General features: G+C 47.1%; 24 protein-coding genes. 18 read left to right on the top strand and 6 right to left on the bottom strand.

What is annotated here, in order from left to right:
* Positions 1–74: 74 nt before the first annotated feature.
* From ACDE64_RS18540 to ACDE64_RS18530, 3 genes are all read left to right on the top strand, one after another.
* The gene (locus tag ACDE64_RS18540; protein WP_411347818.1) at positions 75–353 is read left to right on the top strand and encodes a type II toxin-antitoxin system RelB/DinJ family antitoxin; all 279 of its coding nucleotides are present in this window, start codon (positions 75–77) and stop codon (positions 351–353) included.
* Positions 346–612 (top strand): Txe/YoeB family addiction module toxin, encoded by a 267-nt coding sequence (locus ACDE64_RS18535; RefSeq protein WP_411347817.1) that lies wholly within the window; start codon positions 346–348, stop codon positions 610–612. The genes ACDE64_RS18540 and ACDE64_RS18535 overlap by 8 nt, the downstream gene beginning before the upstream one ends.
* 179 nt (positions 613–791) lie before the next feature.
* Positions 792–1,679, top strand: a complete 888-nt coding sequence (locus ACDE64_RS18530; protein ID WP_411347816.1) for a fumarylacetoacetate hydrolase family protein — start codon at positions 792–794, stop codon at positions 1,677–1,679.
* A 79-nt stretch (positions 1,680–1,758) separates the two neighbouring features.
* Here the strand turns inward: ACDE64_RS18530 and psiE are convergent, their stop codons facing one another.
* The gene (gene psiE, locus ACDE64_RS18525; RefSeq protein ID WP_411347815.1) at positions 1,759–2,187 is read right to left on the bottom strand and encodes a phosphate-starvation-inducible protein PsiE; all 429 of its coding nucleotides are present in this window, start codon (positions 2,185–2,187) and stop codon (positions 1,759–1,761) included.
* Between the two features lie 183 nt (positions 2,188–2,370).
* Between psiE and ACDE64_RS18520 the strand changes: the two genes are divergently transcribed.
* The 7 genes from ACDE64_RS18520 to iolI all read left to right on the top strand — a co-directional run bounded on the left by ACDE64_RS18520 (position 2,371) and on the right by iolI (position 11,765).
* The gene (locus ACDE64_RS18520; protein WP_411347814.1) at positions 2,371–3,495 is read left to right on the top strand and encodes an NAD(P)/FAD-dependent oxidoreductase; all 1,125 of its coding nucleotides are present in this window, start codon (positions 2,371–2,373) and stop codon (positions 3,493–3,495) included.
* A gap of 539 nt (positions 3,496–4,034) precedes the next feature.
* Complete coding sequence (locus ACDE64_RS18515) at positions 4,035–5,405, top strand: Nramp family divalent metal transporter (protein WP_411343566.1); 1,371 nt, start codon at positions 4,035–4,037, stop codon at positions 5,403–5,405.
* A gap of 308 nt (positions 5,406–5,713) precedes the next feature.
* Positions 5,714–6,994, top strand: coding sequence for an MFS transporter (locus tag ACDE64_RS18510; RefSeq protein WP_411347813.1), 1,281 nt, complete (start codon positions 5,714–5,716; stop codon positions 6,992–6,994).
* 345 nt (positions 6,995–7,339) lie between these two features.
* A complete protein-coding gene (iolE, locus tag ACDE64_RS18505) occupies positions 7,340–8,263 on the top strand; it encodes a myo-inosose-2 dehydratase (protein ID WP_411347812.1) in 924 nt (307 codons plus the stop codon).
* Positions 8,253–9,689 carry a sugar porter family MFS transporter gene (locus ACDE64_RS18500; RefSeq protein ID WP_411347811.1) on the top strand — a complete coding sequence of 479 codons (1,437 nt, stop codon included), beginning with the start codon at positions 8,253–8,255 and terminating at the stop codon, positions 9,687–9,689. The genes iolE and ACDE64_RS18500 overlap by 11 nt, the downstream gene beginning before the upstream one ends.
* Positions 9,690–9,749: 60 nt before the next feature.
* Positions 9,750–10,787, top strand: a complete 1,038-nt coding sequence (locus tag ACDE64_RS18495; RefSeq protein WP_411347810.1) for a Gfo/Idh/MocA family protein — start codon at positions 9,750–9,752, stop codon at positions 10,785–10,787.
* Between the two features lie 126 nt (positions 10,788–10,913).
* Entirely contained in the window at positions 10,914–11,765 is an 852-nt protein-coding gene (iolI, locus tag ACDE64_RS18490) for a 2-keto-myo-inositol isomerase (RefSeq protein ID WP_411347809.1), read from the top strand.
* Between the two features lie 306 nt (positions 11,766–12,071).
* Here iolI and ACDE64_RS18485 read toward each other — a convergent pair whose 3' ends face one another.
* Positions 12,072–12,461, bottom strand: a complete 390-nt coding sequence (locus ACDE64_RS18485; protein WP_411343560.1) for a tautomerase family protein — start codon at positions 12,459–12,461, stop codon at positions 12,072–12,074.
* A 51-nt stretch (positions 12,462–12,512) separates the two neighbouring features.
* The gene (locus tag ACDE64_RS18480) at positions 12,513–13,262 is read right to left on the bottom strand and encodes a DeoR/GlpR family DNA-binding transcription regulator (RefSeq protein ID WP_411347808.1); all 750 of its coding nucleotides are present in this window, start codon (positions 13,260–13,262) and stop codon (positions 12,513–12,515) included.
* A gap of 336 nt (positions 13,263–13,598) precedes the next feature.
* Between ACDE64_RS18480 and iolA the strand changes: the two genes are divergently transcribed.
* The 6 genes from iolA to fba all read left to right on the top strand — a co-directional run bounded on the left by iolA (position 13,599) and on the right by fba (position 20,886).
* Positions 13,599–15,074 carry a methylmalonate-semialdehyde dehydrogenase gene (gene iolA, locus ACDE64_RS18475; RefSeq protein WP_411350337.1) on the top strand — a complete coding sequence of 492 codons (1,476 nt, stop codon included), beginning with the start codon at positions 13,599–13,601 and terminating at the stop codon, positions 15,072–15,074.
* A gap of 203 nt (positions 15,075–15,277) precedes the next feature.
* Positions 15,278–16,099 (top strand): 5-deoxy-glucuronate isomerase, encoded by an 822-nt coding sequence (gene iolB, locus ACDE64_RS18470; RefSeq protein ID WP_411347807.1) that lies wholly within the window; start codon positions 15,278–15,280, stop codon positions 16,097–16,099.
* 19 nt (positions 16,100–16,118) lie between these two features.
* Complete coding sequence (gene iolC, locus ACDE64_RS18465) at positions 16,119–17,099, top strand: 5-dehydro-2-deoxygluconokinase (protein ID WP_411347806.1); 981 nt, start codon at positions 16,119–16,121, stop codon at positions 17,097–17,099.
* 37 nt (positions 17,100–17,136) lie between these two features.
* Complete coding sequence (iolD, locus tag ACDE64_RS18460; RefSeq protein ID WP_411347805.1) at positions 17,137–19,050, top strand: 3D-(3,5/4)-trihydroxycyclohexane-1,2-dione acylhydrolase (decyclizing); 1,914 nt, start codon at positions 17,137–17,139, stop codon at positions 19,048–19,050.
* 54 nt (positions 19,051–19,104) lie between these two features.
* Positions 19,105–19,971, top strand: a complete 867-nt coding sequence (locus ACDE64_RS18455) for a sugar phosphate isomerase/epimerase family protein (RefSeq protein ID WP_411347804.1) — start codon at positions 19,105–19,107, stop codon at positions 19,969–19,971.
* A 33-nt stretch (positions 19,972–20,004) separates the two neighbouring features.
* Complete coding sequence (fba, locus tag ACDE64_RS18450; RefSeq protein WP_411347803.1) at positions 20,005–20,886, top strand: class II fructose-1,6-bisphosphate aldolase; 882 nt, start codon at positions 20,005–20,007, stop codon at positions 20,884–20,886.
* A gap of 395 nt (positions 20,887–21,281) precedes the next feature.
* Here the strand turns inward: fba and ACDE64_RS18445 are convergent, their stop codons facing one another.
* Positions 21,282–22,034 carry a DeoR/GlpR family DNA-binding transcription regulator gene (locus tag ACDE64_RS18445; RefSeq protein ID WP_411347802.1) on the bottom strand — a complete coding sequence of 251 codons (753 nt, stop codon included), beginning with the start codon at positions 22,032–22,034 and terminating at the stop codon, positions 21,282–21,284.
* 810 nt (positions 22,035–22,844) lie between these two features.
* Here ACDE64_RS18445 and ACDE64_RS18440 point away from each other — a divergent pair.
* Both ACDE64_RS18440 and ACDE64_RS18435 read left to right on the top strand, forming a co-directional pair.
* Positions 22,845–23,276 carry a hypothetical protein gene (locus ACDE64_RS18440; protein ID WP_411343552.1) on the top strand — a complete coding sequence of 144 codons (432 nt, stop codon included), beginning with the start codon at positions 22,845–22,847 and terminating at the stop codon, positions 23,274–23,276.
* A 198-nt stretch (positions 23,277–23,474) separates the two neighbouring features.
* The gene (locus ACDE64_RS18435) at positions 23,475–24,500 is read left to right on the top strand and encodes an MBL fold metallo-hydrolase (RefSeq protein WP_411347801.1); all 1,026 of its coding nucleotides are present in this window, start codon (positions 23,475–23,477) and stop codon (positions 24,498–24,500) included.
* Positions 24,501–24,587: 87 nt separating this feature from the next.
* Here ACDE64_RS18435 and ACDE64_RS18430 read toward each other — a convergent pair whose 3' ends face one another.
* Complete coding sequence (locus ACDE64_RS18430) at positions 24,588–25,280, bottom strand: DUF2306 domain-containing protein (protein ID WP_411346845.1); 693 nt, start codon at positions 25,278–25,280, stop codon at positions 24,588–24,590.
* Between the two features lie 2 nt (positions 25,281–25,282).
* The gene (locus ACDE64_RS18425) at positions 25,283–25,711 is read right to left on the bottom strand and encodes a hypothetical protein (protein WP_411343550.1); all 429 of its coding nucleotides are present in this window, start codon (positions 25,709–25,711) and stop codon (positions 25,283–25,285) included.
* Between the last annotated feature and the right edge of the window lie 258 nt (positions 25,712–25,969).

Genomic DNA, 25,969 nt, shown 5'->3' with positions numbered 1-25,969 from the left:
AAACAAAAAATACAGACAGTGTATTAACAATGTGCGCACTTTGCTTTACAATACAAATAGAAGGAGGAATGTATATGTCACAGACCAATATCAATATTCGGGTGGACGAAGAGTTGAAAAGGGAAGCAGAATCCTTATTTTCTGAATTAGGAATGAATATGTCTACCGCAGTCAATATTTTTATCCGCCAATCCGTTCGTCAAGGCAAAATTCCATTCGAAATTACAACACAGACCGATCCTTTTTATAACCCCGCTAATTTGAAAAGATTACGTGAATCTATTCAGCAAATGGAGTCGGGAAATAGCATACACAAATCATATAAAGATTTAGAGCGTATGGCAGATGAGTAACTTGATTTTTACAAGCCATGCATGGGAAGATTACGTTTATTGGCAAACACAAGATCGTAAGACTTTGAAACGAATTAACTCACTAATTGCAGATATTGAACGTAATGGATATTCAGGAATTGGTAAACCCGAACCTTTGCGCGGCGATTTATCTGGCTATTGGAGTCGTCGCATTGATGATACGAATCGCTTAGTATATCGCATGCGCGAAGGTGTTATTGAATTTTACGCATTTCGTACTCATTATGGTGATAATTAAAAATGATACTGGTACAGTAATCTGCTTCACTTTACAGATAGATTTGTACATAATGCACGAAAAAGTCCCTCACCATCATGCCGTATAGATGGAATCGAGATTGTCTCTATATTTGTCCAACATGACTGTACTATAATGAGAACAATTTATTCATGTATACAGCAACAGGAGGACGGAATATGAAACTGGCAACGATTCAGGTGAATGGGAAAGAACAGGCGGCATGGGTTCATGAACAGAAGTACATATTGTTGGAAGATGTAAACAAGGCTTGGGATCAGCAGTGGGAAACAGGAATGTTTGAACTGATCACTAGTGGGCAATGGGAGCAGCTGACACAACTGCTCGCCAATGACGAACAGCGACAGCGTCTCGCGCAGATCCCTGCTCTAGCTAGTGACGAAGTCGTACATGCACCGTTGTATCGCCATCCACGCAAAATCTGGGGCATCGGGATGAATTACGTGCAGGATATTGCGGAGCTGGAGCAAGGGGATCCAGACGAGGAACCGGTTAGCTTTATGAAGCCAGATACGACGATTATTGGACCGGAGAATGAGATCGAATTGCCCTCGCAATCGGAGAAGGTGACTGCGGAGGCGGAATTGGCGCTTATTATCGGCAAAGTCTGTCGTCATGTAACGGAAGAGGAAGCGCCTCATTATATTGCTGGCTTCTGTACCGCGATTGATGTGACCGCAGCCGATATCCATGCCCGCCATCCACGTTTTTTGGCGCGTGCCAAGAGTTTTGATACGTTTTTTGGATTTGGTTCGCAATTGATCACAACGGATGAGGTGGAGGATGTTCTGTCGTTGACGGTACAGACGCATCATAATGGTGAGCTGGTGCATGAAAATAAGACGGATCATATGAAATTTCAACCGTGGTATATCGTATCGTTCTTATCACAGGTGATGACGTTATTACCGGGAGATGTGATTATGACGGGTACGCCGGGTGCGGTCGTGCTGCGCGACGGTGATACGGTGGGTTGCTCCATTCTGGATCACAACGGACAATTGCTGCTAGAACATCTGCGCAATGGTATGATCGACGGCAAGTAGACAAAGTGGCAGAGCTTGCACACAATCATGATTCGCCTAGCCAAATACAATGATCCACACAGCCAAAAGTCCCCGGTGATCAGTGATCGCCGTGGGACTTTCTTGCATTGGACAGAAACAGTGCGCCAGTCAGCGCAATAATCGCTAGCGACCACCAGAACGTGTGCATCGCATCGTCGTGATCGACAATGATCAGACGAATGATCGCGGTAATTCCGATATAAATAAAGTACCGCAGTGGAAAATGAAAATGCGCCTCAAAGTACTTAATGATCAGCGCGAGAAACTCAAAGTACAAAAAGAACACCAGCAGCTCGTCTGTAAACTGATAATAACTAACATCACTATCCGTATTCAAAAAAAACAAGGAAAAGATCGTCCACGTTTCGTAGATCAATAGCGCGCTCAGTACAGCTGCCATGCCGACCAGACACACATTCAAGATCATCTGCAAAATCATCGGTACGTGGCTCATATTCAGTTTGGTATATTTATTTTTTACATTCATGCTTATCCCTCTTTATATTCAGTATGCTTCTACTCTTCATAAGCAACAGTGTAGCGCATGCATTTGTCTTTGGTGTGTCCATGTGCAGGGTTATGTTTGTGTATAATGGAAAGAAGATCACGATCCGAAGCTTCGGGTACGGGACATTTCCTGAGTAACAGGCAAGATAGAGAGGAATCAAAGATGACGAAAACGATTATTGTGGTCGGCGGCGGTATTCTTGGCGCGTCGACGGCTTATCAATTAAGCAAAAGCAATGCCCAAGTAATGTTAATTGATCGGCAAGATATTGGGCAGGCAACGGATGCGGCAGCCGGGATCATTTGCCCGTGGTTGTCGCAGCGACGTAATCAGTCATGGTATCGACTGGCAAGTGGCGGCGCACGATTTTATCCTACGCTAATTGCTGAACTGGCACAACATGGAGAGCATCAGACGGGATATGCTCGTGTCGGTGCACTCAGTTTGCATCGTGATCATGACAAAATCCTTGCCATGCAGAAGCGTGCACAGAAGCGTCTGGATGATGCGCCGGAGATCGGCGAGATTACGCTGCTAAATGAAGAAGAGGTACGGCAGCAATTTCCACTGCTGGATCACGGATATGAAGCGGTACATGTGAGCGGTGCAGCGCGTATCGACGGTCGTTTGCTACGGGATGCACTGCTACGTGCGGCGCAGAACAATGGTGCGCAAGTGATACATGGTGATGCGGAATTGGTATATGGCGAGCATGTCGTAACCGGTGTACAGGTGAACGGTCAGACCTATTCGGCAGACGAGGTAGTCGTCTGTGCGGGAGCATGGGCGTCGCAGCTATTCGCTAATTGCGGAATCACGTTTCATATGCACTACCAGAAGGCGCAGATTATGCATGTGGATGATTCGGGGGATGACGATACTGGCAGTTGGCCGGTTGTCATTCCGCCGAATGATCAGTATTTGCTTGCTTTTGAACAGCAGCGCATCGTGATCGGGGCAACGCATGAGAATGATGTGCAGGGCTACGATACACGCGTGACGCCGGGTGGCATGCAGGAAGTGTTGAACAAAGGGCTGGAGCTGGCACCGAAGCTGGTGGACAGTACCTTTGTCGAAATGCGCGTGGGCTTCCGCCCGTTTACCGCTGACTTTTTACCGGTATTCGGCAGAGTTCCGGGCTGGCAAGGATTGTTCGCTGCTAATGGTCTTGGTGCATCTGGCTTGACGATGGGACCGTATGTCGGATATTTGCTCTCTCAGCTCGTAATGGACGCTGAGCCAGATATTCCGGTAGAGGATTATACCGTGGCAAAGGCGTTAGGATGATATGATCACTAACAAAGAGTAACGCTTTGAGAACATGCGTAGTATCTGCAATCCATTTGTATGTACCATCATTTACATCACGTCTACTATGCAGAAAATAATAGCAAAACAAGCGCTCCAAACAGCAGGCTGCTCATCTATGGCAGCACGCGGTTTGGAGCGCTTTTGCATAGCGTGATTCCTTCATGCACAAAGAGGATAGCAGCCATGCAAACATACGACCTGTACCGACTGCTTTCCAGCTGCTACATAATTATTTCCATTCTTATCTATACATGCTGTCATAATCGGTTAAATGAGATAGAGAGTGCATATTCCTTCACCTTGTACCTGTCTTTAAATTGCCAATAGCCATAAAAATTACCCGTTGACAAATAAGTTTCCCTGATGCAAAATATGGTCAGAAGCAAACGGTATGTCTATTTTGATCCATAGTATGTTCATCCATGAACATACGTATAGATTTACATCACAATCATAGCAAGATCATCATATTACGATTGTCCTAAAGAGAGACATAGAGAAAAGAGGGAGAGTAAATGGATACTGAAGTGGAACTGGAACCTTCATCCGGGGTGAAAAAGAACGGCTGGCTGCGTAGCACGTCGTCGATCAGTCTGGAAGAAGTCAACAATACGGTGAAAATCCCACATAATGCGGGCTTCTGGCGTAAATTTTTTGCGTTTGCGGGACCGGGTGCGCTAGTTGCAGTCGGTTACGTCGATCCGGGCAACTGGGCAACTTCGATTGCCGGTGGTTCGCGATTCGGTTATACGCTGCTATCGGTCGTGCTCATATCAAGTCTGGTCGCCATGCTGCTGCAAAGTCTTGCAGCCAAGCTGGGTATCGTTACGGGCAAGGATCTGGCGCAGGCAACCCGTGACGCTACTGGCAAGAAGACAGCTGTTGTACTCTGGATATTAACCGAGCTGGCGATCATCGCTACCGATCTGGCAGAAGTTATCGGTTCAGCAATTGCGCTGAATCTGTTGTTTGGCATTCCGCTGCTGTGGGGCATTCTGATCACTACCTTTGACGTATTGCTGCTGTTGTTATTGCAGAAAAAAGGATTTCGTATTATCGAGTCTATCGTCATCGTACTGATGGCGACGATCTTTGTCATATTTGGCTTTGAAATGATTGCCGCTCATCCAGATGTGGCTGCCTTATTCGGCGGTTATGTGCCGAAGCTGGAAGTAGTGACCAATTCGCAAATGTTATTCGTCGCGCTAGGGATTCTCGGCGCAACCGTTATGCCGCATAATCTGTACCTGCATTCCTCTATTATCCAATCGCGTCAATATAAGCGCGATCAGGAAGGGAAACGGGAAGCGGTGAAATTTGCCCGTCTGGATTCGGTTATGTCGCTGACGGTTGCCTTTTTGATCAACTCGGCGATTCTGATTCTCGGTGCGGCAGCGTTTCATGGGAACGGCTTGCAGGTGACTGAGATCGAAGCGGCGTATGAGCTGCTCAGTCCGACTGTTGGTGTCGGTATTGCAAGTACGCTGTTCGCAGTCGCATTGCTTGCTTCTGGTCAGAACTCAACCATTACGGGTACACTGGCTGGGCAGATCGTGATGGAAGGATTTGTGCGTCTGCGTATCTCGCCAGTACTGCGCCGGATCATTACGCGCTTGCTGGCGGTAGTGCCTGCCTTTATCGTTACGTGGTTGTATGGTTCGCGCGGTACGGGCGATCTGCTGTTGTGGAGTCAGGTGGTGCTTAGTTTGCAACTGCCATTTGCGATTATTCCACTGGTACTGTTTACTAGCGATAAGCACAAAATGGGCAGCTTTGCCAACTCGTCGACGACGAAACTCATTGCTTGGATTGCGACTGGCATTATCGTCGCGCTGAATCTGTTCTTGATCGGTTATCTGTTCCTGACCGGGCAACAACTCGGTTAATCCAAGTTGATGATTGTATCTGAAATGATCTGATCCGCAGGCTATCCGCGATACGCTCTATCGCTGGATAGTCTGCTTTGTTTTCTGATACGTCTCGCTTTTCATGATTGAAAACAAATGCCGTTGTTACAAGCATTGGACGATACGATTCTACGTTCCAAAAGCGTTAGAAAATGAAAATATAAAAATTATTGAAAAAACTCTTTATTTTCAGTAAAAAACCAGTATAATCGTTTCGATGAGCTGAGAATTAGGGGAAGAATACAATATACATCTAAGATGCTCTTGCATATAGAAGGGAAGTGAGCGTGTTGAAAAGGCTTGTATTAATGGGCAGTTTATTTTATCTCATGATGGGTTTTGTCAAAGTAACGGTCGCATCGATTTTGACGGTGCTATTGCCCATGTATGGCAAAGCGTATACAGACGCGGGAACGCTCATTTTTGTAGAATTTGGCGCATCCATTGGCGGGATGCTGATTCAACCATGGTTATCCAACCAAATCTCCAAAAAGACGATGCTGCATATTGGGGCATGGGGAATCGCGATCTGTTACACGATCGTCGCATTCTTGCCTGCTTGGCCGATCCTGCTGTTAGCGATTGGTCTGGTTGGATTCCTCGGCGGTATTATTGATACAGTCATTGGTGCCGTTATTCTGGAAGGCTTACGATCGAATGCCGCGATTGCTATGAGTCGTCTGGAAATTGCCTTCGGGATCGGCAGTCTGCTATTGCCGCTAGCGATTGGGATTCTGATCACATCGGGCATGTGGAATTACGCCTTATTCGGGATTGCGGTTTATGCGATCCTGTTATCGATCTTCCTGCGGGTGATGAAGTTCCACGAAGTAGAGCCGTTATTTCTACCAGCCCACAAACAACATGTATCAGCTGGGGTGACGATGGGTGCCGCTTCTTCAGGCCCACTCAGTGCAGCGGTTGCAGCAGCAGCGACGAATCAGCCGCCTGCATCACGCGGACGTCTGATGATACGCGGCAGTCTGTTGCTGCCCGCCTTTGTTCTATTATTCTTCTTGTACGGCTCGACCGATATTGGTCTGGTGCATTACTTGCCTTCCTTAATGTTGGTGAACGGATTGGCGGATGATAGCACGGCACCATTTAGCGTAACCGTCTTCTGGGCGGCGATGGTAATTGGACGGATGTTTGCCGGATATGAAGCGGAGAAGCTCGGATATCGCAAATATCTGTTTATCCATTGGACAGGAATGATCGTATTGCTGGCATTGTTTGCTGTGAATCGCAGTGTCACACTGTCGTATGTATTGATTGTACTGCTTGGTCTGACACTGTCTGGATTGTTCGTCGTGACACTGGTATATGCCAAAAAGCTTATGCCGCGCAACATCGCGCGCAATACGAGCATTCTAATGGCGGGTTCGGCTGTCGGCGGCGGATTATTCTCGGTTACAGCAGGTCATATGCTGGATACCTTTGCACCGGCATACGTGCAATGGCTAATGGTGAGCATCGCGCTATGTAGTCTGGTACTGTATGTCTTGTATGTAAAAGAAAAGAACGTCAGTACGTCTGAAGCTTCGGCGGCAGTCGTATCGCATCACTAACAACCAAACATTGCCGCGTATTGCATCATCGCACGTTATCCATTTCAATCTACCGTTTTGCATACTATCATGCAAAACGGTTTTTTATTATTTCATGCTATATTTGTACCTATTGTTACATCTTGAAATGATAAGTTAATCAAAACATACTCAAAATAATAAGCGTATAGTCATAATCAACCTGCTGGTGGTTGAAAAAATAGTTCTAAATGAGTGTTTTATTGAATGTAGAACAAATTTTTTAAAATAAGATTGACTGAAAGCGCTTTTAACAATAATATCTAATCATATAGTAATCAAAAGTTGATCATTATTTCACCATCGGTATAGATGAGGAGGACATGTATGACAGCGAAGATTATCCATTGGGGGATTGCACCTATCGGTTGGCGTAACGATGATATGCCGGAAATCGGTGCGGGCAACACATTGCAACATCTGTTAAGCGACATTGTTGTCGCGGGTTTTCAAGGTACAGAGGTAGGGGGATTTTTCCCGGAGCCAAATATTTTGAATCGGGAACTGAAATTGCGCAAGTTGCGCATCGCTGGTCAATGGTTCAGTAGCTTCTTGATTCGCGACGGTTTGGAGCAGGTGGAGCAAGCCTTCCGTCTTCAATGCAGCTATTTGCAGCAGGTGCAGGCAAATGTCATTGTCGTATCGGAGCAGACGTATAGTGTGCAGGGATTGGATCGCAACGTATTTGCGGACAAGCCATACTTCAATGATCCAGAATGGCAGATTCTAAGTAACGGATTGAATCATCTTGGTAAAGTCGCTGAGGAGTATGGATTACTGCTAGTATTCCATCATCATCTGGGCACTGGTGTTCAGACAGCAGACGAGATTGATCGCCTAATGAAAGGCACAGATCCAGCGTATGTACATTTGCTATATGATACCGGTCATATCTATGTATCGGACGGGGAGTATATGAATGTGCTGCGCAAGCATATGGATCGTATCCGGCATGTCCATTTCAAGGATGCTCGGATTGACGTTTTAACCAATTGCCGGGATCAAGGGAAATCGTTCCGCGATTGCTTCCTTGGAGGCATGTTCACCGTACCGGGAGATGGCTGTATCGATTTCCGCGAGGTGTATGATTTTCTAATTCAGCATGATTACAGCGGTTGGATTGTCGTAGAGGCGGAGCAGGACCCGGATGTGGCACATCCGTTGGAATATGCACTGATTGCGCGCAAGTATATTGATGAAGCATTGCTCGCAAGGCAGCAGCCAAAAGGAGATGAATCCTATGCAAAGTGAAACGGCACATAAAGCGGCTCTTGGCAAAATCATCATTATCTCGACGCTGGGCGGTTTGTTATTCGGTTATGATACCGGCGTAATCAACGGCGCATTGCCGTATATGTCGGCTGCTGATCAGCTGAATTTGACACCGTTTACAGAAGGGGTCGTGGCAAGCTCACTGCTGTTAGGCGCAGCACTGGGTGCTGTGTTTGGCGGCAGATTATCCGATTATGCCGGACGTCGTCAAAATATTTTGTACTTGTCGATTTTGTTTTTCTTTGCTACTGTCGGTTGTACACTGGCACCGAATGTCACAATCATGGTAGCTGCTCGCTTCCTGCTTGGGATTGCAGTCGGTGGTGCTTCGGTAACGGTACCTTCGTTTCTGGCAGAAATGGCACCAGCGGATCGGCGGGGGCGGATCGTTACCCAGAATGAGTTGATGATCGTTAGCGGTCAGTTAGCTGCCTTTGTTATCAATGCCATTCTAGGTACGATGCTGGGCGAAATTGCACATGTATGGAGATATATGTTGATTATCGCTGCTCTGCCTGCATTGCTGCTGTTCTTCGGCATGCTGCGTCAACCGGAAAGTCCGCGCTGGCTCATTAGTCGCAACCGTAATGATGAAGCGCTGAAGGTGTTGCAAAAGATTCGTAGCCAAGAAGATGCGCATAAGGAATTGCAGGAAATTCAGGAAAATGTACAGAAGGAAGCTCATATGGATAAAGCCAGTTTCAAAGACCTGGCAACACCATGGATTCGCCGGATCGTCTGGATTGGTATCGGGATTGCGATTGTTCAGCAAATTACCGGTGTCAATTCCATTATGTACTACGGTACGGAGATTCTAAAAGATGCCGGATTTGAGACCAAAGCAGCGCTGATCGGAAATATCGCCAATGGTGCGATCTCCGTTATTGCGACGATTGTTGGTATCTGGTTGCTCGGTCGTGTTGGTCGTCGACCGATGCTGATTACAGGCTTGATCGGCACGACGACTTCTTTACTTCTCATTGCCATTGTATCCGCTTTATTGGCAGGAAGTCCTGCATTGCCCTATGCGGTTCTGACATTAACCGTTCTGTTCCTTGCATTCCAGCAAGGAGCCATTTCACCGGTAACATGGCTGATGTTGTCGGAGATTTTCCCGCAACGTTTGCGTGGACTTGGTATGGGCTTTACGGTATTGGTATTGTGGCTCGTTAACTTTACGATTGGGCTGTTGTTCCCAGTTCTGCTCAGCGGCATTGGACTGTCGGCAACGTTCTACATTTTCGCAGGGCTTGGACTGCTGGCGATCACATTTGTCAAAGTATTCCTTCCCGAAACGAAAGATCTGTCGCTGGAACAACTAGAACAAAGCTTCCGCAACCATTATGACAAAGGAACATCCGAAGAGCAGGCATATGTAGTGAAGCCTGTTACCACCAAACAGTAAGTCCAACAGCAATCGGAGTAACATCATTTCAAATTAACCCACATTCAGGAGGCCATTGATATGACATTACGCATTGGAGTTATCGGTACAGGAGCAATCGGACGCGAGCATATTCGCCGGATTACGAACAATTTGAGCGGTGGCGAGATCGTCGCCGTAACGGACGTGAATGCAGATGCAGCCAAAGCAGCTGTGGAAAATTACAATCTAAACGCGAAAGTCTATCCAGACGACGTCTCTCTGATTGCAGCAGATGATGTAGATGCAATTCTCGTAACAAGCTGGGGACCTGCGCATCAACAGAGTGTACTGGCAGGTATCGCCGCAGGCAAATATGTATTTTGCGAGAAACCATTAGCTACGACTGCGGAAGGTTGCCGTCAAATTGTGGATGCTGAGATCGCGCATGGCAAACGTCTAGTACAAGTCGGCTTTATGCGCCGTTATGATAGCGGTTACCAACAATTGAAACGCGCAGTCGACGAACGCTTTATCGGCGAGCCACTGATGATTCGCTGTGCGCACCGCAACCCAGAAGTGAACGAAGCCTATACAACCGATATGGCAGTAACCGATACATTGGTACACGAGATTGATGTATTGCATTGGCTGGTCAACGATGATTATACTTCCGTGCGTGTATCGTTCCCGAAAAAAACACGTCACGCCTCCAGTCATCTGCGTGATCCACAAGTGATTACACTGGAAACCAAAGGTGGCATTTTGATTACGACCGAAGTGTTTGTCAATTGCAAATACGGCTACGATATTCAATGCGAGATTATCGGTGAAGAAGGCATCGTGCGCCTGCCGGAAGTGGCTGGTATCACATATCGCAAAAATGCACAATTGGGCGTAGACTTGCTGACCGATTGGAAAGATCGCTTTATCGATGCATATGATCGCGAATTGCAAGACTTTATCGATCAAGTGAGCAAAGGCGGCGAACCGCAAGGTCCAACTTCGTGGGACGGATATATTGCTTCCGTAACAGCAGATGCTTGTGTACGCGCGCAAGAATCCGGACAGGAAGAAACGATTGATTTGGGACCAACTCCAGAGTTTTATGGTGGTGCGGCTCCATTGTATAGCGTTTGATTTCGATTCAGATCACTGTAGGGACACGGTAGATCGTCGGATGTGCCGTGTCGCCTTGTATTCTTTTACAATGTTATGCAAGCACGATCGTATACCAATAGGAGAGATAGCGGGAGGAGCGTAATCATGAAACTTTGCTTTAATCAGGCAACGACACTGGAGAACTCCAATCTGGTCACTGATCTGGAACTTTGTGAGCAGCATGGATATGACTATATCGAGATTCGCACGATGGACAAACTGCCGGAATACTTACAAGATCATTCGCTCGACGATCTGATCCACTATTTTGATACCCATCATATTAAGCCGCTGGCATTCAATGCGCTGGTGTTCTTCAACAACCGTTCGGAAGCGGAATATGATGAGATCCGCAACGAGTTTATCGATATGCTGGAAAAGGGCAGCAAGCTAGGTGTGCCATATATCGTTGCCGTACCACTTGTGACTGAGCAGAAGTTCCTCAAAAAAGATATCCACGAAAGCAGTGTACAGGTGCTGCGTGAGTTATCTGATCTGGCGAAGCCTTACGGCATCGGCATTGCGCTCGAATATGTAGGACATCCGCAATGTACCGTGAATACATTCGGTCAGGCATATGACATTATTCAAGCGGTCGACCGCGATAATGTCGGTCTGGTGCTAGATTGTTTCCATTTTCATGCGATGGGTTCCAAGCGCGAAGATCTGGAGCAGGCGGATGCGTCGAAAATCTTTATTTTGCATATCGACGATACCGAAGATTATCCGATTGGCTTCCTTACAGACGAAGATCGCGTATGGCCGGGACAGGGAGTGATTGATCTGGACTTTATTCTGTCTACCCTGAAAAGAAAAGGCTATGACGGCGCCGTATCGGTTGAACTGTTCCGCCCGGAATACTACAAGCTCAGTGCCGAGGACAATATTCGTACTGCGAAGGAAACGACGCTATCGGTCATTTTCCGTCATTACAATAGCAGTCAGCCTGTCGGCTAAGTCTGCTGTATCCATCATTAACTTCCATATTATGAATAGATGTTCCGCCAGCTGTTGACGGAGCCAGTGCCCAGATGTATACCTGCATCTGGGTTATTGGCATTGCATAGGTAATTGATATTTCATATCTAGCTTATAACTGCACATGCTATATACACGAGACATCTATGACACGATGATCATCATTCCCGCATATCAACAGAAAACGCCTGATACATCGCCATCATATGGCAATAGATCAAGCGTTTCATTGTAATATTCAATTGGTATGCGTAAAGCAGATCATCAGCAGCACGGATAAACAGTCTACAGCTCACCAGTCAAAAATTGAGCACGTCCTTGTCCAAAGCTCCAATCGGCGTCACCATTTTCGACAATCGATACCATCAGATCGGTAGGGGCGATGCCGCAATGTTGTTCCAGACGTTCTGCGAGCAGGGCGTACAGTTTTTGCTTTTGCTCTGATGTACGCTGTTTGCTAGTGATCGTCAAGATAACCACATCCTTAGTACGCGGGAAACCGAGCCCTGTATCTTCAATTACCAATTCATGCGCCGGGTGCTGACTGACGATCTGGTAGCGGTCGGAAGCTGGAACGGTAAACGCTTCCACCATAGCATCATGAGCAGTGTCTAATAACGATTGTAATTGCTCGGCAGTGCGTCCTTCAATCACATCAAAACGTAGTAATGGCATACTTTGTTCCTCCTAAGTAGTTGGGATATAGAAATGATCACTTGGTTCTTATCATGGGGATTGCAGTTGAATATGATGCTGTTCGCAAAAGCTGCGATAATCGTCATCCAGCGGTTCGGATGAGATCAAGATGTCCACATCTTTTAGCGGGGCATAAGTCAGCAATGTGGATTTGCCAAATTTGCTATTGTCCGCCAGCAGAATCAGCTTTTGCGCTTTCTCGGCAATGACCTTTTTGATCTCGTATTCCAGTAGATCGGAATTGGTCAGACCGTGTGTCATACTGACACCAGTTGCTGCCATAAAGGCTTTGTTCACATTGTACTTTTGCAGCGATAGCGGATTGTCCATCCCGACAAACGAGCGCGTCTTGGGCTTGTACGTATTGCCAATGACGAGCAAAGTAACATGCTGCATATCGGCTACACCATTAATCACGTCCAGACTGTTGGTCAGAATCGTCAACGGTAGGGCAGGATCAAGATGATCGATAATGTTGCGGGTGGTCGTACCGGAATCGATATAGATCAGATCATGAGCTTCGATACAGGCAGCCGCCAACCGTCCGATTTCATTCTTTTTGGATTGGTTGCGAATATTGCGATTCTCGAATGGAACGAGTTCGCTGGCGGAGGTGACGCCACCGTATACTTTTTCGATAGAGCCTTTTTGTACAATTTGGTTAATATCGCGGCGAATGGTGTTTTTGGATACATCAAAGCGTACGCACAGTTCATCTAGTGTGACGCTCTTCTGTGTGCGGATATATTCCTCGATATCCTGTAGACGTCTCGCTTTCATAGACATTCTCCTATAAACTTTGATGATACTAATATAAAATATAACCAAAATATAATCAATATATGATTATTAATTTATTAGCATATACCAATGAATAGGATGATGAAATACAGATTTTATATATTTTTTGTCGCTAAAAGAGATCGTAAAGTCTTGATATATAAGGTTTTTTAATAGAATAACGGAAATGTTTCAACAAAATGATCAAGTTTGGTGACGGAATAGGGTTGACGATGATTTGTTTGTTGTATATCATACAAATATAACCAAGATATAACCAAATGCGAAATCCGTACCTATTCATTTACATTCCGTAATGTTGAGAGGAGTTCCATGATGACTACATTGACAGGCACAGCCCGCAAGTTGAAAAACTACGTTGGTGGCAAATGGGTGGAGAGCAATACGACCGTATATGAAGACGTTTACAATCCGGCGACCAAAGAACTGATTTGTCAGGTTCCTATCTCGACCAAAGAAGATGTGGAGCACGCCGTACAGGTTGCTAGCAAAGCATTTGAAAAGTGGAAACAGGTCGCTGTACCAAGACGCGCACGTATTCTGTTCAACTTCCAACAATTGCTCAGCCAGAACAAAGAAGAGCTGGCACGTCTTATTACATTGGAGAACGGTAAAAACTTGAGCGAAGCATTGGGTGAAGTTGGACGCGGGATCGAGAACGTAGAATTCGCTGCCGGTGCACCAACGCTAATGATGGGCGATTCGCTTGCATCGATTGCTACGGATGTAGAAGCAGCCAACTATCGTTATCCGATCGGCGTTGTAGGCGGAATTGCACCGTTCAACTTCCCGATGATGGTGCCATGCTGGATGTTCCCGATGGCGATTGCACTTGGCAATACATTCATCCTGAAGCCGTCTGAGCGTACACCGCTGCTGACGGAGAAGCTGGCAGAGCTGTTTACCGAAGCAGGCTTGCCGGATGGCGTATTCAACATCGTATATGGAGCGCATGATGTCGTAAACGGCGTGCTGGAGCATCCAGAGATCAAAGCGATCTCCTTTGTCGGCTCCAAACCAGTCGGCGAATATGTATACAAAAAAGGCAGCGAAAACCTGAAACGTGTACAAGCGCTGACAGGTGCCAAAAACCATACCATCGTTCTGAACGATGCGAATCTGGATGATACGCTGACCAACGTCATCTCCGCCGCTTTCGGTTCCGCAGGCGAACGCTGCATGGCATGCGCGGTAGTCACTGTAGAAGATGGCATCGCCGACGAATTCATCGCGCAACTCAAAGAGCGTGCGATCAACGTACAGATCGGTAACGGTCTGGATGATGGTGTGTTCCTCGGTCCCGTTATCCGCGAAGAGAACAAAGCGCGCACCATTCAATATATCGAAAAAGGCATTGAGGAAGGCGCAACCTTGCTCACCGACGGTCGTGAGCGTATGTCCGACGATGGTTACTTTATCGGTCCGACGATTTTTGAAAATGTAACACCAGATATGACGATCTGGAAAGACGAGATCTTCGCACCAGTGTTGTCCGTTATCCGCGTCAAAAACTTGAAAGAAGCAATCGATATCGCCAACCGTTCCGAATTTGCAAACGGCGCGTGTCTGTTCAGCTCCAATGCCAACGCGATTCGTTATTTCCGTGAAAATATCGACGCCGGTATGCTGGGCATCAATCTGGGTGTGCCTGCACCGATGGCATTCTTCCCATTCTCGGGCTGGAAATCATCGTTCTACGGTACACTGCATGCCAACGGCAAAGACAGCGTAGACTTTTACACTCGTAAAAAGGTCGTAACCGCTCGGTATCCGCAGCCAGATTTCGAATGATTGCATGACATCATCGCTCGTTGCTGCTGCTCGGCATGCCAGACGTAATCTGACAAAACGAATGCAATAGTAGGTCATACCAGATCGACACATCGTCGCCAAGCGGAAGCGTCGTACATCTCACGCATGACGCTTCTTGCAGCGACCTGACATATGGAAGTACTGAAATATAAACCAGTTTCAAGCCAACAGGAGGGTTCCAAGTGACCAGTCATCTGTTACGCAAACCGCAATCATCATCGCCGCAAACAGGCGTTACCGTTGTACAGGAAGTACTTACGTCGAATTCACCGCTTGCCTATGTAGGCTTCAAGTTGCTAGATCTGAACGATGGAGCGGTGTATGAAGAAACATTGGATAAGGAAGAATGCTGTATCGTCGCCGTAACCGGCAAGATTACTGTGACGGAAGGCGACAATCGTTTTGCCGAGATTGGTACGCGCGACAGCGTATTTGAACGCAAACCGACAGATAGTGTTTTTATCGCCGGTGGCAAGTCATTTACAGTGGAAGCCGTGTCCGGTGCGACGGTAGCTCTGTGCTACTCGCCATCACTGGAAGCTCTACCTACGAAGCTGCTGCCCGCATCAGATGTCGGTATCGTCCAACGTGGCAAATACAACAACCAGCGCACCGTGCATGACATTTTGCCGGACAATGATCCATCCGCCAGCAGTCTGCTCGTTGTGGAAGTATATACCGAAGGCGGTAACTTCTCTAGCTATCCGCCGCACAAGCATGACCGTGACCAGCTACCGGATGAGTCATTTTTGGAAGAAACGTATTATCATGAGCTAGACCCACCGCAAGGATTTCTGTTCCAGCGTGTGTACACAGATGACCGTAGTCTGGACGAGACGATGGCGGCAGAGAACCGCGATGTAGTGATCGTTCCAGCAGGATATCACCCAGTCGGTGTGCCGGACGGCTACACTTCCTACTATTTAAATGTTATGGCTGGTCCGAAGCGTATCTGGAAGTTCTATAATGACCCGGATCATGAATGGATTCTGAATCGCGATTGATAAAGGAGCGCTGAACATAATGACTGACAAGACCCCGCGTTTTGAGCTTGTAACGCTCGGACGGGCATGTATCGACCTGAACGCTGTCGAATACAATCGCCCTATGGAAGAGACGATGACCTTTTCCAAATATGTAGGCGGTTCACCGGCGAATATCGCTATCGGTGCCGCTCGCCTTGGATTGACTACTGGATTTATTGGCAAGATCGCTGACGATCAGCATGGACGTTTTATCCGCAATTATATGGAGCAGGCTGGCGTCGACGCTTCTCATTTTGTCGTCGATGAGGAAGGGCATAAGACCGGACTGGCATTTACCGAAATCAAAAGCCCGGATGAGTGCAGCATTCTGATGTACCGTGACGATGTTGCCGACCTGTATCTGCGTCCTGAAGAGATCAATGAATCGTACATTACACAGGCAGGCTTGCTGCTCATCTCCGGTACGGCATTGGCAAAAAGTCCTTCTCGTGAAGCGACATTGCAGGCGATTCATTATGCACGCCGCAACGGTGTCAAAATTGCTTTTGAACTTGATTATCGTCCATACACTTGGGCATCCAAAGCGGAAACAGCAGTGTATTATTCACTTGTTGCTGCACAAAGCGATATTGTGATCGGTACGCGCGACGAATACGATGCAATGGAACAGGCGCAAAACGGCTCCAATGAACAAACGACGCAGACGCTGTTCGCACAAGGCGTTGGACTGGTCGTGATCAAGCATGGCGTGGACGGTTCATACGCATATACAAGCACTGGTGAAACCTATCGTGGTCACGCTTACAAAACCAAAGTGCTAAAAACATTCGGCGCTGGTGATTCGTATGCGTCCGCATTCCTGTACGCAATCATTCGCGGCAAAGACATCGAAACCGCGCTCAAATACGGTAGTGCTTCTGCATCCATCGTTGTCAGCAAGCATAGCTCGTCTGATGCGATGCCAACTGTGGAGGAGATTGAAGCGCTGATCTCACAGCAACCGGTCATCCAACCCTGATTCAGACTCATCATTTTAACCGAAGGTGGAGACTTTTATGGGAAACAAAATCCGACTTACGACCGCACAGGCGCTGATCAAGTTTTTGAACCAGCAGTATATCTCTGTCGATGGCAAGGAAACGCCGTTTGTTGAGGGCATGTTCACTGTCTTCGGTCATGGTAACGTACTGGGCATCGGTCAGGCGCTAGAGCAGGACGCTGGTCATTTGAAAATCTTCCAAGGCAAAAACGAACAGGGCATGGCACACGCCGCCATCGCCTATAGCAAAGAAAAGCTACGCCAGAAAATCTATGCCGTATCCTCCTCCTCCGGTCCCGGCTCTGCCAATCTGGTAACCGCAGCCGGAACCGCGCTGGCAAACAATATTCCGGTGCTGCTGCTACCGGCAGACACCTTTGCTACTCGTCAGCCCGATCCCGTATTGCAGCAGGTAGAGCAGGAATATAGCGCTGCTGTCACAACGAATGATGCACTGAAGCCGGTATCCCGTTATTGGGATCGGGTCACACGTCCAGAGCAGCTGATGAGCAGTTTGATCCGTGCCTTTGAAGTGTTGACCGATCCGGCACAGGGTGGTCCGGCAACAGTGTGTATTTGTCAGGATACCGAAGGTGAAGCGTACGATTATGATGAAGTATTTTTCCAGAAACGTGTACATTATGTGGATCGCCGTGAACCGAGTGCACGGGAGCTGGATGCGGCTGCCGAACTGATTCGCAGCAGCAAAAAGCCATTGATTCTCGTCGGTGGCGGTGCCAAGTATTCGGAAGCGCGCGAAGAATTGATCGCCTTTTCCGAAGCGTACGATATTCCGCTCGTGGAGACGCAGGCGGGTAAGTCGACGGTTGAATATACATTTGCCAACAATCTGGGCGGCATGGGGATTACCGGTACACTGGCAGCGAACAAAGCAGCACGCGAAGCTGATCTGATCATCGGGATTGGTACGCGGTATACGGACTTTGCTACATCATCGAAGACGGCGTTCGACTTTGATCGCACGCGTTTCCTCAATATTAATGTGAGCCGGATGCAGACGTACAAGCTGGATGCAGTTAGTGTGGTGGCGGATGCCAAGCGTGCATTGATTGCGCTGCATGAACGTCTGGCAGGATATCGCAGTGAATTTGGCAGTAGTATTCCGACGCTCAAGCAGGAATGGAACGCTGAGCGTGCTCGTCTGGCTGATGTGAAATTCAACCGCGACAACTTCGTGCCAGAGATCAAAAACCATTTTGACCAGCAGACTTTGAATGAATATGCAGATGTGCTACAGACCGAATTGCCGCAGACAAATGCGCTGATTGCGATCAATGATACGGTGGACAAGGACAGCATCGTTATTTCGTCTGCTGGCTCATTGCCGGGTGATCTGCAACGTCTCTGGAATCCAGAAGCACCGAATACGTACCATTTGGAATATGGCTATTCCTGTATGGGCTATGAAGTGTCCGGTGCACTTGGTATCAAGCTGGCACATCCAGAGCGCGAAGTGTATTCGATGGTTGGCGACGGTAGTTTCCTGATGCTGCATTCTGAGCTGATCACAGCGATCCAGTACAAGCAGAAGATTAATATTATGCTGTTCGATAATTCCGGCTTTGGCTGCATCAATAATCTGCAAATGGATCACGGCAGCGATACGTTCTTCTGTGAATTCCGTACTGTGGATAATCAAATTCTGAATATCGATTATGCCAAAGTAGCCGAAGCGTACGGCGCCAAAGTATATCGTGCGAACACGGTGAAAGAGATCAAAGCCGCTGTTGAAGATGCCAAGCAACATGATGGCTGTACCTTGATCGAAATGAAAGTATTGCCCAAAACGATGACCGACGGCTATGACAGCTGGTGGCATGTGGGCGTAGCGGAAGTGTCCGACAAGGAAAGTATCCGCAAAGCATACGCACATAAGGAGAACATGCTGAAAAACTCCAAACCGTACTGATCATTTCATTGCAACACATACCTAATCCATTCCATATTGCAGGAGGAACGATTCATGAAACTTGCCTACGATCCGACCCATTTCAGAGATTCCCACTCCCTAGAGGAAACGATTTTCAAAGTAGCTGATATGGGATACGAATATATCGAGCTGTCACCGCGCGAAGATTTCTTGCCCTTTTACAAATATCCGCGTGTAGACAAGTACAAGATCAAGCAATTGAAAAAGTGGCTTAGCGAAGCGGGCTTGAAGCTGTCATCCATTTTGCCGATGCAGCATTGGGCAGGTCCAGATGAAGACCGTCGTCAAGCTGCGGTACGCAACTGGAAACGTGCGATTGAGATTGCGGTAGAGCTGGATGTTGATCTGGTCAACAGCGAATTCACCGGTTCCAAGTACGAAGCACAGGCATCGGAGGAGAAATTCATCAAATCGCTGGATGAGCTGATTCCAGTATTTGAAAAGGAAAAGGTACGTTTGAATTTGCAGGCGCATCCGTACGACTTTATTGAAACGAATACCGGAGCGCTCGATATGATCCGTGCGCTGGATCGGGATTGGATCAAGCTGGTCTATTCTGTCGCGCATACGTTCTTCTACGATGATGGAATCGGCGATATTGCCAAAATGCTCGACGATGCGGGCGATCTGCTCGATCATGTGCTGTTCGCAGATACATTTAACCACAAAGCTGCCTACGGACTGCGTTATATCGTCAATCCGCCAGATGCACAGGTAACCGTACATCAGCATCTGAATATCGGTGAAGGCGATGTCGATTTTGATACATTATTCCGCAAGCTGCGGGAGATGAAATTTGACGGCATTGCCACCAATTCCGTCTTTGCCTATAGTGATCGTGCCGAAGAATCAAGTGCTATTATGTTGAAAAAGATGAAGGAAGGGCTTGGTCTGGTGTAATGTCGGCCAAACCCGGATGGGGAGGGGCATAGCATGACTCTGGTATCCATGAAAGAAATGCTGCAACAGGCGAAGCGTGAGCAATATGCGGTCGGACAGTTTAATGTAAATGGATTGTCGTGGGTGCATGGTATTCTGGACGCTGCACAGGCGGAACAAGCGCCAGTCATCGTTGCCGCGTCTGATCGTCTGATCGATTTTCTCGGCGGCTACCGCACCATCGCCACATTGGTTCGTGTATTGGTGGAAGAAAAGGGCATTACCGTGCCGGTTGCTCTGCATCTCGACCACGGCAAATCGGTGGATAGCTGCTTGCAGGCGATCGACGCAGGCTTTACATCCGTTATGTTCGACGGTTCGCATGGCCCAATCGATCTCAATATCCAGCAAACCCGCCAAGTTGTGGAATACGCCGCTCCACATGGAGTATCTGTCGAAGCCGAAGTCGGCACCGTCGGCGGGATCGAGGACGGCTTGATCGGTGGTATTCAGTATGCCGATTTGCATGAGTGCGTCCGCATCGTCGACGAAACGGGCATCGATGCACTCGCCGCCGCACTCGGCTCTGTCCATGGCAAATACATCGGCGAACCGAAACTCGGCTTTACCGAAATGGAAGCCATCTCGCAGGCGATTGGCATCCCGCTCGTCCTGCACGGCGCATCCGGCATCCCTTTGAACCAGCTAACCCGTGCAATCGAACTCGGTCATGCCAAAGTGAACATCAACACCGAAAGCGTCACCGCCTGGTCACTCCAGCTGCGACGCACCCTAGAACAAGATCCCGACACAACCGAACCGCGCACCATCCTCACTCCCGCCCGCCAAGCGATCGAGGACAGCGTCCGTTCCAAAATCCGCGAATTCCGCTCCAGCGGAAAAGCTGCTACGGTCTCCACCCAACTCGCGGATTGATAAAACTAAAAAGTAAACAACCAAACTATGAGTGATCTGCCCGATACAGATCATACAAAAAAGCAGCCGTCCATATCCATCTCTTCTGAATAAAAGTCGCCACCAACTTCGACCTTTTATTCAGAGCGATATAGACCGCTGCTTTTCCTTGTGTACCTTTTATCCTGCCATACCTCATGAATGCTTAAAGCGGGTATTTGCTCCTGCCCTTCCAGCACCAAATTAGCTGTACGTGTGGAGCGAAGGAAAGGGAATAAGGGAAAAGGACGACTTTGGAGGTGCGGGAATCTTCATTTACTCCAAATTCCAAAAGATTCCCGCGGCTCCACCCGAGTCCGTTCCCTTATCGCTTTCCGAAGCGTACTTGCTACCACGCTACGGAGCAACGACCTGATTCAGGGCGTGACAATCTCGATACTGTGCTGCCCCGCATACTGCACATACTCATCCCCAGGCACACTATTCGTGATCAAATAATCAATCTCACTCAACGCACAATACGTCGTCAGCGCATACTTATCAAACTTGCTGTCATCTATCATCAACAGCACATTCGAACTCTTTTTCACGACCGTGCTTTTCAAATCCGTCTCCAGCGGCGACGAATTCGTCACGCCATTCACAATCGAAATGCCGGTCGACGCCACAAATGCCTTGTTAATATTGTATTTACCTAGCAGCTCGACACTCTGAAAGCCGACAAACGAATCGGTTTTGCGCTCAAACATACCGCCTGTCGAGAAAATGGTCAGATTCGGAAACCCTTTGGCTCCATGAATAAAATCAAAATTGTTCGTCACCACTGTCAACTGGCGATCCTGAATGTACGGCAGCAGTTCTAGTGTCGTCGTACCAGAATCGACGAAGATTACATCTCCATCTTCCACATACCGTGCAGCGAGCCGTCCAATCTCTTGCTTTTTGGTGAGGTTCTGATCTTTTCTTTCATTAAAGACGACGAGTGTAGAATGATTGACCGATACCCCGCCATACACCTTTTTCAAAATACCAGAATCCACCAGCGAGCGAATATCACGGCGAATCGTATTTTTGGAGACACCAAAATGGTCGACCAATTCTTCCAGTGAGACGGATTCGTGTTCAAATACATATTCCTTAATCTGATTGATTCGTTGCGTTTTGATCATTTGTTGAGTCTCCTAAATTGAATTTTCCGATTTCACTGAGGTTCCTATCCAACAGGAAAACAATATCTATAGTAAGACAGCGTAGTTGTCCTCAATATGTCCAACATACACCTATTTTAAACCGAGCTAGCCAATTGTAAAAGCAAAAGCGTGTTTTTTACTTGCACAATTGCTAAAAACAAGTACAAAATCCTTGAAGTGTACGGAAAATACTAAGCGTATTTACGTTATTTTGCAGCGAATTTACTATGAAAGGTTCCTACCGGGAATCTGGGAATAGGAAGGTAGGAAGTAAGCAATAGACACATAATTATTTCGACAAAATCTTCTGATCTGTAAACCAAAATGAGTTTGCACACGAATAATATGTATCCAACCATTATGATGGTGGCTAAAACGGCATAATAGCAGTCAAAACACCTATAAAATTCCTTCAAATTTGATTAAATTCCCTTTAAGGGATTGAGCTAGCGGGCTGTGGTTATAAATATAGTAATAGCGTAATCGCGCACCTGTCAGCAAGGAGTAGGAAGTACACACTTCATTACTATTAAGTATTAAGAACCATTTCCTATTGTGGAACTACTGGTTCCAGAGGCATACTTAAGTCACAAACAAAAACAATATTCGTCAAATAATTTGTCGGAATAACACGAAAAAGAGGAAGAAACTATAAACTTCTTCAAAAATCTTCCGATAAATAGAATATCACATTAAACGTTGTAACCTAAAATATTTTAAACAAATTAATTGTAAAAAACCTAATTTTAAGTTAAACTACTTTTAAAGCAAATCGAGGGGGCTAACCTAATGAATTACAATCAACTGACAGACGTTAAAATCATGGAGAAAGCAAAACCTGTTTCCGGCGGTTGGTTCCGCTTTGTAGAAAGCACGGAGACTTCCAAAAACCAAAACGAGCTGGAGCAATGGGCAGCTATCTATCATATGGAAAACGATAAATACATCGTCACCAATGACTTCCTGAATGTTGGTCTGAATGATCCTGCTGGTCGTGTACATGTTGTAGGATACGGCGATAACTTGGATAGCATCATGTTCGTGATCTGGGAACATCAAAAAGAGATGGGCAAAGATTACACAATTCTGGATCAAATTCGCGAAATCAAAAGTGAAGAAATGGAAAAAGCAAGCCAGAAAACATGGAGCTGGGAAGAAAAATCCGCTGATGCTGCTTACTTCAAGCACGAAATGTTCAATCCGTGGGAAGAAAGTTATTGATTGATGAACGTACGACTACGATACAAACCCTTCGAATCTATACCTGCTGCTGAAGGGCAGACGGTAGGATGAGAAGGGTTTTTGTGTTGGGATTGCATTTGATTTTGATAAGGATCATGATATGCTGTCCTTATTTGGGAGAGCGTTACCAATTAGCGTCAGTATGAAGAACGTAGTTGTCATGATGAGGAACGAGTTATGATCGCGAAGAAGGCTGGGCATTTGAGAAGTGGAGGGCTTGGAAGTATGCAACTGCCGGAGATTACATATTGGGAACACGAGATTATTCAGGTCAAAATTGCCATGTCTTATCCATTACGCTGGGTTAACAGCTATCTGGTCGGCGGAGCGGATGGATGGAGTATTATTGATCCGGGACCGCGTACAGCCGACAATGAGCAGGCATGGCATGATGTACTGCAACAATTGGATATTCCGTGGTCAGCGCTACAATCGATTGTCCTAACGCATCATCACCCGGATCATTACGGCATGTCTGGCTGGTTTCAGCAGCAGACGGGTATTCCTGTATGGTTGTCGGAAAAGGCGCAAGCGGAAGCGATTCGTTCATGGGGATTGGACAGTACAGCAGCGCATGATCTGGTGTTGCAGTTTAATCGTAACGGGATGCCAGACGAGATTACTTCACAGCTGCCGGATCATCTGCATAGCTTCATTTCACAGGTCACACCGCAGCCGCACACATCCATCATCGTACCCGGACAGCCGCTGCAAATGGGCGGACGCACATGGGAAACGATTGAGACGTCCGGTCATGCGGCTGGTCATATTTCCTTTTATGAGCCGGAACAGAAAATGATCTTTTGCGGAGATGCCGTGCTGCCGCAGATTTCGCCGAATATTAGCTTGATTCCGGGCAGCGATCCACATCCGCTGCATTTATATTTGCAAGGATTGCATGAGCTAGGCAAGTATGAAGTAGAGCAGGCATACCCCGGACATCGTCGTCCCTTTACCGCATTTCAAGAACGCACGATCAAGCTGCTGGAGCATCATAGTGAACGATTGGACAAAATGGAGCATATGCTCCGTCAGCAACCGTCCAGCGGGTATGACATTTGCATCGGTCTGTTCAACAGCAAGCTGTCTTTGCATCAACTGCGATTTGCGATGTCAGAGACACTGGCGCATTTGGCAGAGCTGGAGCGTTGCGGCAGAATCCGGCATGAAGAGCAGAATGGTCACATCATCTACGCAACATAGAATACCAAAAGAGCGGCAATCCCGCTGCACATCATGACGCGATACCATCATGATAGTGTAGTGGAGATGCCGCTCTTTTTGCTGATTTCATCTTTGGTACACATGATCTGGATGGATCGATCCACGCAACCAGATTGTATTGATGCTTTCTGCAATGAGAACATTCAATACAATCGCTCCGTACACACCCACTACATAACTGGTCAGCAGACTCATGCCTACCACATGCTGGCATAGCCATTCGATACTATGAATAAACATATTTGTAAAACAAAACAGATAACTGCGCACCATCCAGCGGCGGTGGCGTTGAATATTCCCTTTTTTGATCTGCACCAGCGCTATGATCGTAATCCAGATCCATGCGATATTAACGAGATTGAATGGAATACTCGTTATTTTGCCACCGGTTGCGTAGGGCGCGAGATAACCGGAAGTCAGATCGACTAGCAAAATCGCGATCACATACAGATAGCCGTTTGCCCGGTGCAAGCGACGATAACGACGCAACAGATACGATGAAAAGTTAAAAGCGCCGCACACTAGCGCCAGACAGGCAAATAGCACATGCACATACATAATATTGAGCCATAATGGCAGATTGGTAGGTTGATTGGATTCCTTTTTTACGCTTAAAAAATCGCTGGCATGAGGATCAGCGATAAGATTCGCGTACAACGTATGAACGCTGTATGCCATCGTCAGGATGATGAGCAGCGGCAGTAGAATACGCTGAAACATGTTGGATAGATTGTACTTGCTTAATACCGTGAAAATCATGCTCAAAGCCGCTCAGTCAGCTTTGATAGTGCGCGCCGGGCATGAGTCAAAAACTGTTCTGCCTGCTCATGCTCATCCGGTGATGACGTTTGGCGGTCAAGTTGAATTTCGGTATGACGAATGGTAGACTGCAAACTATGCAATAAAGCATCGCGCTCTGCTTCATCGAGCAATGATTTTAGTTTATCGGCAACATACAGCTCTGATGGACGCTGATTATACTCGGCAGCAGTCAAGGTCACGATATCGAGATAATTGTTTTTGACTTCAATGACAACCGTGTCCATTTTGCGGGATAACTTTTCCGTTTCGACGACTACCATTTTACTAGCATGATCAGGATACACATTCACAATTTTTTGTTTGATATGCAGCATGCTGCTTATTTTTCGGAATGGAATCCGGTGAATTCGGTTTACTTCGTCCGACATACAGCCAAGCCCCCAATAGTTATTATCTGTTCCTGCTGCTGCCGCCTGATCGTCTCATCCAACAGGCGCAGATTCATGTGCAGGTTCTTCCTTATTATATTCCGTTCCGGTCGTATTCTCGTTCGATTATATCATAGAATCTTTGACATTATCGTCGGGATTTAACTGGAATTAAGTACAATTTCATCAGGGATTAAGCTATCGAACGTAAACTAACTGTAACGCTTCAACGCCGTATGTTTGATTTCAGCCCGGAGA

This window comes from Paenibacillus sp. WLX2291 (assembly GCF_046603665.1).
Classification (GTDB): domain Bacteria; phylum Bacillota; class Bacilli; order Paenibacillales; family Paenibacillaceae; genus Saccharibacillus.
Note: the sequence above shows the minus strand (reverse complement) of the source record. Positions and strands in the feature narration are given on the sequence as shown.